The organism is Rhodococcus sp. NPDC056960, assembly GCF_042674125.1.
GTDB lineage: Bacteria > Actinomycetota > Actinomycetes > Mycobacteriales > Mycobacteriaceae > Rhodococcus_F.
Genome location: NZ_JBHURF010000021.1, coordinates 12,877 through 25,630, shown reverse-complemented (window position 1 = coordinate 25,630; position 12,754 = coordinate 12,877). Strand labels below are relative to the sequence as shown.

General features: G+C 69.7%; 12 protein-coding genes. 9 read left to right on the top strand and 3 right to left on the bottom strand.

Going from position 1 to position 12,754, the window contains the following annotated elements; genetic code table 11:
* Positions 1-8: 8 nt before the first annotated feature.
* The 5 genes from ACFTWF_RS29635 to ACFTWF_RS29615 are packed head-to-tail and all read left to right on the top strand — an operon-like array spanning position 9 to position 6,021.
* On the top strand, positions 9-1,229 hold the full coding sequence (locus ACFTWF_RS29635) for a cysteine desulfurase family protein (protein WP_378464693.1): 1,221 nt from the start codon (positions 9-11) through the stop codon (positions 1,227-1,229).
* Entirely contained in the window at positions 1,229-2,323 is a 1,095-nt protein-coding gene (gene mnmA / locus ACFTWF_RS29630) for a tRNA 2-thiouridine(34) synthase MnmA (RefSeq protein ID WP_378464692.1), read from the top strand. Before ACFTWF_RS29635 ends, mnmA begins: the two co-directional genes overlap by 1 nt.
* Positions 2,320-3,342: a methionine synthase gene (locus ACFTWF_RS29625; protein WP_378464691.1), complete on the top strand. Its 1,023-nt coding sequence runs from the start codon at positions 2,320-2,322 to the stop codon at positions 3,340-3,342. The genes mnmA and ACFTWF_RS29625 overlap by 4 nt, the downstream gene beginning before the upstream one ends.
* A 41-nt stretch (positions 3,343-3,383) precedes the next feature.
* Positions 3,384-5,474: an NAD-dependent DNA ligase LigA gene (gene ligA / locus ACFTWF_RS29620; RefSeq protein WP_378464690.1), complete on the top strand. Its 2,091-nt coding sequence runs from the start codon at positions 3,384-3,386 to the stop codon at positions 5,472-5,474.
* A gap of 58 nt (positions 5,475-5,532) precedes the next feature.
* Entirely contained in the window at positions 5,533-6,021 is a 489-nt protein-coding gene (locus ACFTWF_RS29615; RefSeq protein ID WP_378464689.1) for a GNAT family N-acetyltransferase, read from the top strand.
* Between the two features lie 39 nt (positions 6,022-6,060).
* On the opposite strand, the gene ACFTWF_RS29610 is transcribed toward ACFTWF_RS29615, so the two are convergent.
* Positions 6,061-6,711: an amino acid-binding protein gene (locus ACFTWF_RS29610; RefSeq protein WP_378464827.1), complete on the bottom strand. Its 651-nt coding sequence runs from the start codon at positions 6,709-6,711 to the stop codon at positions 6,061-6,063.
* A gap of 204 nt (positions 6,712-6,915) precedes the next feature.
* On the opposite strand from ACFTWF_RS29610, the gene ACFTWF_RS29605 reads away from it, so the two are divergent.
* From ACFTWF_RS29605 to gatA, 3 genes are read left to right on the top strand one after another with little or no spacing between them, the layout of a single operon-like run.
* Complete coding sequence (locus ACFTWF_RS29605) at positions 6,916-7,473, top strand: antibiotic biosynthesis monooxygenase (protein ID WP_378464688.1); 558 nt, start codon at positions 6,916-6,918, stop codon at positions 7,471-7,473.
* A 59-nt stretch (positions 7,474-7,532) separates the two neighbouring features.
* Positions 7,533-7,832, top strand: a complete 300-nt coding sequence (gene gatC / locus ACFTWF_RS29600; protein WP_185729131.1) for an Asp-tRNA(Asn)/Glu-tRNA(Gln) amidotransferase subunit GatC — start codon at positions 7,533-7,535, stop codon at positions 7,830-7,832.
* Complete coding sequence (gene gatA, locus ACFTWF_RS29595) at positions 7,829-9,310, top strand: Asp-tRNA(Asn)/Glu-tRNA(Gln) amidotransferase subunit GatA (RefSeq protein ID WP_378464687.1); 1,482 nt, start codon at positions 7,829-7,831, stop codon at positions 9,308-9,310. Before gatC ends, gatA begins: the two co-directional genes overlap by 4 nt.
* Before the next feature lie 12 nt (positions 9,311-9,322).
* On the opposite strand, the gene ACFTWF_RS29590 is transcribed toward gatA, so the two are convergent.
* The gene (locus tag ACFTWF_RS29590) at positions 9,323-10,771 is read right to left on the bottom strand and encodes an alpha/beta-hydrolase family protein (protein ID WP_378464686.1); all 1,449 of its coding nucleotides are present in this window, start codon (positions 10,769-10,771) and stop codon (positions 9,323-9,325) included.
* Entirely contained in the window at positions 10,768-11,409 is a 642-nt protein-coding gene (locus ACFTWF_RS29585; RefSeq protein WP_378464685.1) for a hypothetical protein, read from the bottom strand. Before ACFTWF_RS29585 ends, ACFTWF_RS29590 begins: the two co-directional genes overlap by 4 nt.
* A 139-nt stretch (positions 11,410-11,548) precedes the next feature.
* On the opposite strand from ACFTWF_RS29585, the gene ACFTWF_RS29580 reads away from it, so the two are divergent.
* Positions 11,549-12,745 (top strand): sensor histidine kinase, encoded by a 1,197-nt coding sequence (locus ACFTWF_RS29580; protein WP_378464684.1) that lies wholly within the window; start codon positions 11,549-11,551, stop codon positions 12,743-12,745.
* Positions 12,746-12,754 lie beyond the last annotated feature (9 nt).

Below are 12,754 nucleotides of genomic sequence, written 5' to 3'. Positions count from 1 at the left end.
GTCACGTCATGACCTCTGCCCGCAGTGCCGATCGCCCTGTCTACCTGGACCACGCAGCCACCACTCCCATGGTGCCTGCGGCCGTCCGGGCGATGACCGACATCTTCGCGACCGTGGGCAATGCGTCCTCGCTGCACGGTTCCGGACGCGCCGCCCGCCGTCGCATCGAGGAGGCACGCGAGTCCATCGCCGCGGATCTCGGCGCCAGACCGTCCGAGGTCATCTTCACCTCCGGCGGCACCGAGAGCGACAACCTCGCGGTCAAGGGCATCTTCTGGGCGCGGCGCGACGCCGATCCCGCACGGGTGCGGATCCTCGCAGGCGCGGTCGAGCACCATGCCGTCCTCGACGCCGTCGAGTGGCTCGAGCAGCACGAGGGCGCGCAGGTCACGTGGTTGCCGGTCGACGAGCTGGGCCGGGTGTCCCCGCAGACGCTGCGTGACGAACTCGCGATCCATGCCGACGAGACCGCGCTGGTCACGATCATGTGGGCCAACAACGAGGTCGGCACGATCATGCCGATCGACGAACTCGCCGAAGTCGCCGCCGAGTTCGACGTGCCCATGCACAGCGACGCCGTACAGGCTGTCACCCACGTCCCCGTCGACTTCGCGGCGAGCGGGCTGTCCGCGCTCAGCATCGCCGCGCACAAGGTCGGCGGACCGCAGGGCGTCGGTGCGCTGCTGCTCGGCAGGCAGGTGCCGTGCGTGCCGCTGTTGCACGGCGGCGGGCACGAACGCGACCTGCGGTCGGGCACCCCGGACACGGCGGGTGTCGTCGGCATGGCGGCGGCGCTGCGGGACGCGACCGAAGATCTCGCCGCACGGGCAGCGGAACTGACCGTCCTGCGTGACCGCCTGATCGAGCGCGTCGCCGAGGTCGTCCCCGGTGCCGTGCTGAACGGGCCGACCGGCAGCGCCCGGCTGCCGGGCAACGCCCATTTCACGTTCCCCGGCTGTGAAGGCGACTCGCTGCTGATGCTGCTCGACGCCGCCGGGATCGAGTGTTCGACCGGTTCGGCGTGCACCGCCGGTGTCGCCCGCCCGAGCCACGTCCTGATCGCGATGGGCGTGGATTCCGCGACCGCGCGGGGATCGCTGCGGTTCTCGCTGGGGCACACGTCGACGGTCGCGGATGTGGATGCAGTCGTCGCGGCACTGCCGCAAGTTGTCGAGCGGGCCCGCGCCGCCGGGCTCGCCGGTGTCGGAGCACGTGGAGGGGATCGTTGATGCGAGTACTGGCGGCCATGAGTGGCGGTGTCGATTCCGCCGTGGCGGCGGCCCGGGCAGTCGCTGCCGGGCACGACGTGGTGGGTGTGCACCTCGCGCTGTCCGCGGAGCCGGGCACGCTGCGGACCGGGTCCCGGGGCTGCTGCTCCAAGGAGGACGCCGGTGATGCCCGTCGTGCCGCGGACGTACTCGGAATTCCCTTCTACGTCTGGGATTTCGCCGACCGATTCAAGGAAGACGTGATCGACGACTTCGTGGCGTCCTACGCCGCGGGCGAAACCCCCAACCCGTGCCTGCGGTGCAACGAGAAGATCAAGTTCGCCGCCCTCGCGGATCGTGCGATCGCTCTCGGGTTCGACGCGGTGGCCACCGGCCATTACGCGCAGCTCGAGGACGGCGTGCTGCGCCGGGCCGTCGACGCGGACAAGGACCAGTCGTACGTGCTCGGTGTGCTCACCGCCGAGCAGTTGTCGCGGGCGATGTTCCCGGTCGGTGACACCCCGAAGGACCGGATCCGGGAGGAGGCCGCCGAACGCGGCCTCGCAGTGGCGAACAAGCCCGACAGCCACGACATCTGCTTCATCCCGTCCGGCGACACCCGCGCGTTCCTCGGCGCCCGGATCGGTGTCCGTCCGGGCAGCGTGGTCGACGCCGATTCCGGTGAGGTACTCGCCGAACACGAAGGCGTGCACGGGTTCACGATCGGGCAGCGGAAGGGCCTGGGTGTTCAGGGTCCCGCCGCCGACGGGCAGCCGCGGTACGTGACGTCGATCGAGCCCGAAACCGGCACCGTCCGTGTCGGTTCCGCCCGCAACCTCGACGTCCACGCGATCGTCGCGGACCGCGCCGTGTGGACGTCCGGGAGTGCGCCGGCCGGGCCGGTCGAATGCACCGTCCAGGTGCGCGCGCACGGCGGACTCGCCGAGGCGGTCGCGGAAGCGGTCGACGGCGGTATCCGTATCGCGTTGCGTGAACCACTCACCGGTGTCGCGAAGGGGCAGGCCGTCGTCCTCTACCGGACCGACCCGGCCGGCGACATCGTGCTGGGCAGCGGAACCATCTCGGGTACCGACGCGCGTCCGAACGCGCAGTGACGCAGGCGATCTCACTGGCCGGAGCCGTCACCGGCGTCGGCTCGTGGCCGGGAACGGATCCTCGGGAAGCCGCCACGATCGTTCTCGGCGAACTCGGCCGCCTCCCGCACCTCGTGGAACTTCCCGCCCGCGGGCTCGGCGCGGACATGATCGGCCGCGCCTGCGCCCTGCTCGTCGATCTGCAACTGGACGTGTCCACGACGGCCTACCGTGTGGTGCAACGGCGCGGATCCGTCGCCAAGCGTGCAGCCGACCTGCTGAACCAGGACCTCGACGCGCTCGAGGAGGCGTGGGAGACCGCGGGCCTCGTCGGCGCCGATCACGTGGTCAAGGTGCAGTCGGTGGGCCCGCTCACGCTCGCGGCCGAAGTGGAACTCGGCACCGGCCGGCGTGTGCTCACCGACCCCGGTGCGGTGCGGGATTTCGCCGAATCGCTGGGTGAGGGACTCGCACGGCACTCCGCCGAGGTCACCCGTCGCCTCGGTACGCAGGTGCTGATCCAATTCGACGAGCCGCGGTTGCCCGCCGTGCTCGCGGGCACACTGTCCGGACGCACCCGCCTCGAGACCGTGCAGGCGATGCCGGAACCGGAGGCGCTCGCGGTGCTCGAGGCCACCCTCACCGGATCGGGCGGGGTCACGATGATCCACTGCTGTTCAGGCGATCTTCCCGCCGACCTCCTGCGGCGCAGCAGCGCGCGAGCGGTCGGTCTGGACGTGGCACAACTGACCGCCGCCGACCTGGACGGGATCGGGGAGCTGCTCGACGCGGGCAAGGAGCTCGCCCTCGGGCTCGTCCCCACCGCCGCACCCGCCGTCCCCGCCACCTGGCGCGACCTGGCCCGACCTGCGGTGACGCTGATCGATCGCCTCGGATTCCCGCGTACCACGCTGCGGACCCAGATTGCCGTGACGCCCGCCTGCGGACTCGCGGGCGCGGGCGCGTCCTGGAGCAGGGAGGCGCTGAAGTCGTGCGCCGAGGTGAGCAGCGCGTTCAACGACGACCCCGAATCACTCTGAGTCCGTCGTTCGCTGTCGGCCGGACCGGTTAATCTTCGGTGGTGAGTGAATCGACCGAAGCCCCGACCCCGGCCCCCGGACACGAGCGGGAGCACTGGAACGAGCTGGCCGAGGAAGTGCGGCAGCACCAGTTCCGCTACTACGTCCGCGACGCACCGATCATCTCCGACGGGGAGTTCGACGCGCTGCTGGGCCAGCTGAACGACCTCGAGAACCGGTACCCCGACCTCCGGACACCCGATTCGCCGACACAGCTCGTCGGCGGCGGTTTCGCCACCGACTTCGCCTCAGCCGATCATCTCGAGCGGATGCTGAGCCTCGACAACGTCTTCGCCACCGACGAACTGCGCACCTGGATCAGCCGGGTGGAGCAGGAGACCGGGCCGGACCTCCACTACCTGTGCGAGGTGAAGATCGACGGGGTCGCGCTGAACCTGGTGTACGAGAACGGTCGTCTCGTGCGGGCCGCCACGCGGGGCGACGGCCGCACCGGCGAAGAAGTGACGCTGAACGCGCGGACCATTGACGACATCCCGGAAAAGCTTACCGGCACAGACGAATACCCGGTTCCGGCGCTCCTCGAGGTGCGGGGTGAGGTGTTCTTCCGGCTCGAGGACTTCGCGGCCCTCAACGCGGCGCTCGTCGAGGAAGGCAAGGCGCCGTTCGCGAATCCGCGGAACTCTGCGGCCGGGTCGCTGCGGCAGAAGAATCCGGCCGTCACCGCCCGCAGGCGTCTCGGGATGATCTGCCACGGCCTCGGCCGGAGCGAAGGATTCGAGCCCGTCTCCCAGTACGACGCCTACATCGCGCTCGCGGCGTGGGGTCTGCCGGTGTCGACCCACACGGCCCGCGTCACCGGTGCGGACGCCGTCGTGGATCGGGTGCAGTACTGGGGCGAGCACCGGCACGACGTGGAGCACGAGATCGACGGTCTGGTGGTCAAGGTCGACGAGACGTCGCTGCAACGCCGGCTGGGGTCGACGTCGCGGGCCCCGCGGTGGGCGATCGCGTACAAGTACCCCCCGGAGGAGGCCACCACCAAGCTCCTCGACATCCGGGTCAACGTCGGTCGTACGGGCCGGGTCACGCCGTTCGCCTACATGGAACCGGTCACGGTCGCCGGATCCACCGTCTCCCTCGCCACCCTGCACAACGGCTCCGAGGTCAAACGCAAGGGTGTGCTGATCGGCGACACGGTGGTGCTGCGCAAGGCCGGTGACGTGATCCCCGAGGTCCTCGGTCCGGTGGTCGACGCCCGGACGGGCGACGAGTACGAGTTCGTGATGCCCACCCACTGCCCCGAGTGCAACACGGTCCTGGCGCCCGCCAAGGAGGGCGACGCGGACATCCGCTGCCCCAACCAGCAGTACTGCCCCGCGCAACTCCGCGAACGCGTGTTCCACGTCGCGGGCCGCGGTGCGTTCGACATCGAGGTTCTCGGCTACGAGGCCGCCACGAGCCTCCTCGAGGCCAAGGCGATCGGCGACGAGGGCGACCTGTTCTCGCTCACCGAGGAGGACCTGCTCGAGACGTCGCTCTTCCGGACGAAGGCGGGCGGGTTGTCGGCCAACGGCAGGCGCCTGCTCGACAATCTCGATTCCGCCAAGGACAAGCCGCTGTGGCGGGTGCTGGTCGCGCTGTCCATCCGGCACGTGGGGCCGACGGCGGCGCGTGCACTGGCCGGCGAATTCGGGTCGCTCGAGCGGATCCGGGAGAGCTCCGTCGAGGAACTTGCGGCGGTGGACGGGGTGGGCGGCACCATCGCCGCCGCCGTCGCCGAATGGTTCGGCGTCGACTGGCACCAGCAGATCGTCGAGAAGTGGTCGGCCGCCGGTGTGCGGATGGAAGACGAACGCGACGAATCGATTCCGCGCAATCTGGAGGGACTGTCCATCGTCGTCACGGGTTCGCTCGAGACGTTCTCGCGCGACCAGGCGAAGGAGGCGATTCTCGTGCGGGGCGGCAAGGCCGCTGGGTCGGTGTCGAAGAAGACGGCGTTCGTGGTCGTCGGCGAATCGCCCGGTTCGAAGCACGACAAGGCCGTCGAACTGGGTGTGCCGGTCCTCGACGAGGACGGGTTCCGCCGACTGCTCGAGGGGGGACCGGACGCGGTCTCGGATCCCGGGGTGTGATCGGAGCCTCACGCCTCTGTTTTGGGCGGCGTGAGCTGTCCCTGCCATAGTGCTGGACATGATCGAGATTCGGAATGCGACGCCGGACGACTACGAGGCCGTCGCCGACCTCACGGTGATCGCCTACGTGGGCGGTGGATTCGTGGAGTCCCACGATCCGTACACGCTCCGGTTGCGCGACACCGCCGAGCGTGCGGAGCGCGCGGACGTGCGGGTGGCGCTGCAGGACGGCCAGATCGTGGGTTCCGTCACGATCGCGGAGCCGGAGTCGCCGTATGCCGACGTCGCGCAACCAGGTGAACTCGAATTCCGGATGCTCGCCGTGTCACCCGACGCGCGGGGTGCCGGCGTCGGCACCGCGCTCGTGCGGCACGTGCTGGACACGGCCTACGACCGCGGCGACCGCGCGGTCGTCATGTCGACGCAGCCCGACATGGAGGATGCGCGCCGGATCTACGACCGCAACGGATTTCTTCCTGTGCCCGAACGCAATTGGGTCCCGGTGCCGGGTGTCGAACTGACCGTGCTGGTCCGCGAACTCGTCTGACGCGGAACCCCGCCCGGCGACCCGGGCGGGGAACGGACGTCAGCTCAGGACCGTCGCGATGATGCCGGCGAGGTAGCCGAGCCGGGCGATCTCGGACGGGCGGAACTCCGGACCACCGGGGCGGCCGAGCATCAGCACGCGGCCGGTGGCGCCGAGCGGGGCCGCAGCGAGGGTGGTGTTCATGTCGCGCCACACCTGCGGCACCCAGTCGCCCTCGCCGTCGAGCGCGGTGGGCTTCTCCAGCGGCATCCACGGGATGTCGGTGGCGTGGGTCTCGGGTGCCCCTGAGCTGCCGACGACGCGGTAGGCGCCGTGCGGGCCGAGATCGGCGACCACGGACCAGCCGACGCGGAGCACCCGCGGGGCCCCGTCGACGAGGACCTGCAGCCGATCGTCCGTGGCCGTCGCGACCTGGTCGATGAGTTCGAGCTCGCGGTGGGTGTCGAGGATTCCGGCGTACGGCCGGATCGAGTCGACGGTGACGCCGGGCAGATTCTCGGCGGCCGTGATCAGGGTGTCGGGGAGCGATCCCGGCTCGACATCGACCACGAGGTCGTCGATGGCGAATCCGGCACCCCGTTCCACCACGTCGAGCGACAGAATGTCAGCACCCACCGAGCCCAGGGCGACGGCGAGAGAGCCGAGGCTACCGGGACGGTCGGGGAGCTGGACGCGAAGCAGATACGACACGTGCGTCCCTTTCACCACGAGATAGACGCGGGAGTACCTGCGACCCCCGTCGCTCACCATCCTTGCACTTTCGTTCCCGAGTATGCGGTGCCCCCTGCGGGTTCGCCGGGGTCGCGGCCGGGGATCGCAGGTCGCGCACGATTCGTGACACCGCCGATACGGATTCGCCTCATCCGCGAAACACGACGGCCCAAACATGGGCGCATGAACACCACGGCAACGGGAGTGACGACGTCCGTCTCGAGACGGGTGGCGGCGGGCCGGGAACAGGAATTCCTCCGCTGGACGGACGCCGGGATGGCGATGGCGGGAACGTTCCCGGGATTCCTCGGTGGCGGCTGGCTACGGTCCGCATCCGACCAGGAGCAGTACCACGTGGTGTACCGGTTCGCGGACGAGGACACTCTCGACGCGTGGACGACCTCGCCGGCCAGGAAGGTGTGGGTGGGACGGGGGACCGGGCTGGCGCAGGACACCGTCACGCACCGCCTGACGGGGGTGGAGGGCTGGTTCGAGCCGCAGTCGACGCTCACGCACGCCGTGCGGGTCACCGCGCCGCCACCGCGGTGGAAGCAGGCGATCACCATCTGGCTCGGCTTCTTCCCGATTTCGCTCCTCGTCGCGATGTTCGTCACCCCTCGTCTCGCGGCCGTGGACGTGGTGAGCCGCACCGCGGCGGCGTCGGTGATCACCACACCGGTGATGGTCTTCGTGGTTCTGCCGTTTCTGACGGGCAGGTTGCGGCGCTGGCTGCACAGCTGATCGGGCCACGCTCTAGGCTGGGACTCACTTCTGTACGTCCGAACCGAAAGGGGCCCGCGGTGCCTGCCATCTCCCGTGACGAGGTCGCGCACCTCGCGCGGCTGTCTCGACTCGCCCTGACCGATGCCGAGCTCGACGAGTTCGCCGGTCAGCTGGACTCGATTCTCAGCCACGTGAAGGTGGTCACCGAGGTGCCCGCCGAGGATGTTCCGCCGATGGCGAACCCGAATGCGGTCACGAACGTGACCCGCAGCGACGTGATCGTTCCCGGCCTGACGCCCGAGCAGGCGCTGTCCGGCGCACCGGCCGTCGAGCAGGATCGCTTCGCTGTTCCGCAGATTCTTGGAGAGGGCGAATGAGCGCCGAACTGACCACACTCGACGCGGCAGACCTGGCGTCGAAGATCCACAGCCGTGAGGTGTCGTCCGTCGAGGTCACCCAGGCGCATCTCGACCGGATCGCCGAGGTCGACGGTGAGTTGAACGCCTTCCTGCACGTCGCCGGCGAGCAGGCCCTCGTGTCTGCGAAGGAGGTGGACAGCAGCCTCGCCGCGGGCAATGCGCCCGCCTCCCCGCTCGCGGGAGTTCCGTTGGCGCTGAAGGACATCTTCACCACCACAGACATGCCCACCACGTGCGCCTCGAAGATCCTCGAGGGCTGGGTCGCCCCGTACGACGCGACGCTCACGACCAAGCTGCGCGCGGCGGGTATCCCGATCCTGGGAAAGACGAACCTCGACGAGTTCGCGATGGGCTCGTCCACCGAGAACTCGGCGTACGGCCCCACCCGCAACCCGTGGGACACCACCCGCATTCCCGGCGGCTCCGGCGGCGGTAGCGCCGCTGCCCTGGCGTCACGGCAGGCCCCGCTCGCCATCGGCACCGACACCGGGGGCTCGATCCGGCAGCCCGCCGCCGTCACCGCGACGGTCGGCACCAAGCCGACGTACGGCACGGTGTCCCGTTTCGGCCTCGTGGCGTGTGCGTCCTCGCTCGACCAGGGTGGTCCTTGCGGTCGCACGGTCCTCGACACCGCGCTGCTGCACGAGGTCATCGCCGGGCACGACCCGCGCGACTCCACGTCCATCGACGCACCCGTGCGCCCCGTGGTCGCGGCTGCGCGTGAGGGTGCCGGCGGAAACCTGAAGGGTGTCAAGGTCGGTGTGGTGAAGGAGTTGCACTCCGACAGCTACCAGCCCGGAGTGATCTCCTCGTTCGACGCCGCCGTCGCGAAGCTGACGGAACTCGGTGCCGAGGTCGTCGAGGTGTCGTGCCCCAACTTCGAGTATGCGCTCGCGTCCTACTACCTCGTTCTGCCGAGTGAGGTGTCGTCCAACCTCGCCCGCTTCGACGCGATGCGGTACGGCCTGCGCGTCGACGACGGAAACATGAGCGCCGACCAGGTGATGGCCGCGACGCGCGCTGCCGGCTTCGGCCCGGAGGTCAAGCGCCGCATCATGATCGGGACGTACGCCCTGTCGTCCGGTTACTACGACGCCTACTACGGTCAGGCGCTCAAGGTGCGGACGCTCATCGCCCGCGACTTCGACAAGGCCTACGAGAAGGTGGACGTCCTCGTGTCGCCCACGAGCCCGTTCACCCCGTGGAAGCTGGGTGAAAAGGTCGGCGACCCGCTCGCGATGTACCTCTCCGACCTGTGCACGCTGCCCACGAACCTGGCCGGGCACTGCGCGATGTCGGTTCCGTCGGGACTGTCCGCGGACGACGGACTGCCGGTGGGTCTGCAGATCATGGCCCCCGCACTGGCCGACGAGCGGCTGTACCGCGTCGGTGCCGCCTACGAGGCCGCTCGCGGTCCGATCGGCTCGCCGAGCTAGCACGCGCCCGAGCTAGGGGCAGTCGGGCAGGGCGGTGCCCTGCTCGGTGCCGTAGCGGTGCCCGTGTCCGGGTGCGAAGTTGAGTGCGGAGATCAGGTCGACGCTCGTCTGCAGAAACGTGATGCCCGGAATCCAATGGGGTACCGGCGCATCGCGTGCTGCGAGCGAGAGGTCGGGGCGGTGCAGGATCAGGTCGGGCGACCACCAGACCACCGGGTCGGACGTGTTGGCGAGCACCGTCGCGCCGTCCGTCGGCACGGACCCGGCGGGCGGCCCTGACCACAGTGCGCCGCAGACCCGGTCGCGGAGTTCGTCGGCATCGGTGAAAATTGCACTGCCGCCGACGGATCCGAGGCTCTGGCCGTACACGTACAGCGCGGGACGCAGCAGGTCGGGGAGTTCGGAGATCCGCTCGGCGACCTCGTCGAACAACGCCGCGGCCGATTCGTCTGCGGCGGAACGCCCGAAGGCGAAGGTGATCCAGCTGGGCAGGTACGAATACTGCATGCCCACGATGGCGACGTCGCCGTCGAAGCGATCCTCGAAGCCTTCGGCGGCGTTCTCGTCGATCCACCCGGAGCCGGTGGGGACAGTGACGACGACGGCGGAGCGGGTGAAGCCGCCCGCGCGCTCGAGCTCCGAGACCGCCAGCGCCGCACGCGATTCGATGTCCGGGGCGGAGTCCATCCCCACATAGGTGCGGATGCTCGACGACTGCTCGCCCGCCGCCACGAACCGGCGACCCTGCCGCCCGAGCGACTCCCAGCTGATCGCGGATTCCGGGCTGCCCGACAGTTCGGCGGACATCGGCCGGTGGAGGGACACGTCGACGACTGCGTTGGAGTCGCTGTAGGAGCGGGACATCATGCCCCACAACGCAGGTCCGGCGACCAGTTGCAGCCCGGTCGCGAGAACGACGGCGGTGGTGACACTGCCGATCCAGCCGAGCCGACGGGCGACCGCGCCGACGGCGCTGCCGAGGCTGGTGAACAGCAGAAAGGTCAGCGCCGCCCCGACGATCGCCTGCATCCAGTGATCCGGACCGACGCCCGGCATGCCCATCGCGGCGCGCAGCGAATCCTGCCAGTGGTCGGCGAGCAGGATCGTCCAGCTGACGAGAACCATGGCGCCGATCAGGGCGAGCAACCGCACCGACTCGCGCGGAGTGCGGTGGGCGGGACCGGTCGTGAGCCGGGCCAGTCGGCGGACGAGGACGACGGTCCCGAACCCGACGGCGGCGAGGAATCCGGTGAACACGGCCTGAGTCAGGGCGCTCCGGGGGAGAAGTGAGGGGGCCAGCGATGCCACGGTCAGCGCGGTGACGGCGATCGTGGAGGAGACGCGGGGGAGTGCGGAGATCGGAATCGTCGTGACCAGTGTGCGCCGCAGGACATTCGGCTGGGTGTGTCCGCGACCACGCGCGGTGCTCCGTCCGGGACCGGACAGAGCGCTGATGGTCATGCTACGGCTCCGACCGGATACGGACGGCGCCGGAACGACCAGGCGGCACCGGCGATGAGCAGTACTCCGACACCACCGGCCAGTCCGTACCCGATCCCGGATTCGGTGACGGGCGTCGAATAGTCCTGGCGCCAGCTGTTTCCGGTGACGGCGGTGGCCGCAACGTTCGCCATCACGAAGCATTGCGCCCGTGCCCGCTCGTCGATGCGGGTGTCGCACGCCGCGTGCATGCGCTGATCCAATTGGGCGTCGAGGCTCTTGCGGGCCCAGGGGCCCAGGTCCTCGCCCGACCGCGACGCGTACCGCAGGAGGTCGTACCCGAGGTCGTGGGCCTTGCACGCCGTGTCGAATTCGAGGGGCAGCGGCACGGGGGACGAGCAGTCACCGCCGGGGTTGGCGAGCATGCCGTCGATCCGCACCGGCGTGTACCCCATGACGGAATCGAAGTCCGCGGGTACGGAGTCCTCGGAGACGCCCTCCGGTGAGGTGAGCATCTGCACCGCCGCCGAGGCGGCGACGTTCTCGTGCCGGGGCGTGCTCGCGGCGCCGGTGCCGGCGAATCCCGTCGTGGTCAGTAGTGCAGTTGCGGCGCATGCCACCGCGGCCCATGCTGTCTTCCGAGTCCCCGTCGTTCGCATGACGACGACGTTATGAATCCGTGTTGCGCAGCCACATCACACCGGAGTCCGGTTCGATTCCTGACCTCGTGGTGCGAGAGGCCGGAGATCTCATACTGCGGGGCTGGACCGACATCGGCCCCGGGTATGAGGACACGCCGTGACCACGGCTTCTAGTGTCGACGGTGTGAAGACGAAGACGCGCATCCGCAGGGCCGCGGAAGGTCAGTGGCTGAACGTGGCAATCGTCGTGGTCACGGCGATTCTGTTCGCCGTCGCGTGGCCGACTCTGCAGCTGACCCACCAGGTCAGCCCGCCCATTCAGCCGTTCGTGGCGGCACTCGCCGCGTTCCCGTTTCTGCTGATCCGGTCGAATCCGGCTCTGGCGTGGGCCGTCTCCGCCGTATCGGCCCTGGTCATTCCCCGCGTCTTCGCGTTGCAGGACGGGTACGACTATCCCTGGCAGGTCGTGCACATCCTCGTGATGCTCGCCCTGCTGGCCGCCGTCAGCATGCGGGCCGCGATCCCGGTGGTCGGTGTGGCGTGGATCTCCACCGTTCTGCTGTTCCTCGCCGACACTCCGGGCACGAACGGGCGCGGCTGGGCGGTGGGACTCACCGCCATCGTCGTGTTCGGACTGCTGATCCGGTGGCTGGTGCTCTCCCGCAGGCAACTCGCGCAGCAGGAGGAGCTGAGCGAACTCGAACGCACGCGCCGGACGATCCTCGAGGAGAAGGCCCGCATCGCCCGGGACCTGCACGACGTCGTCGCGCACCACATGTCGATGGTCGTGGTGCAGGCCCAGAGCGCGCCGTACCGTCTCGCCGGCATGTCGGACGAGACGCGGGCCGAATTCGAATCGATCGGGGCAGCCGGCCGCGCCGCGCTGAACGAGGTGCGCGGACTGCTCGGGGTCCTGCGCAGCGACGGGCAACTCGCCGAGCACGCGCCCCAGCCCGGGGTGCAGCAGATCGCCGAACTGCTCGAGGGCAGCCGCCGCGCCGGCATCCCCGTCGCCTGGTACGTCGACGGCGACCCGGGGCTGGTGTCGGAGTCGGTCGGGCTGGTGATGTATCGCATCCTGCAGGAATCGCTCGCCAACACGGCCCGGCACGCGGCCGGCGCCGCGGTCGAGGTGAAGATCGCGTACGAGGCACCGATCGCCTCGGTGTCGATCGTGAACGGACCGCCCCGGCGGAGCCTGGTGTCCGCGCTGACCAGGCACGAATCGACGGGCGGCAACGGCATCATCGGGATGCGGGAGCGGGCGCAGGCGGTCGGCGGCACCTTCGCCACCCACCTGCACGACAACGGCGGATTCGAGGTCCACGCCGAGTTCCCGGTCGCCTCCGCCTAGGCTGGCTGC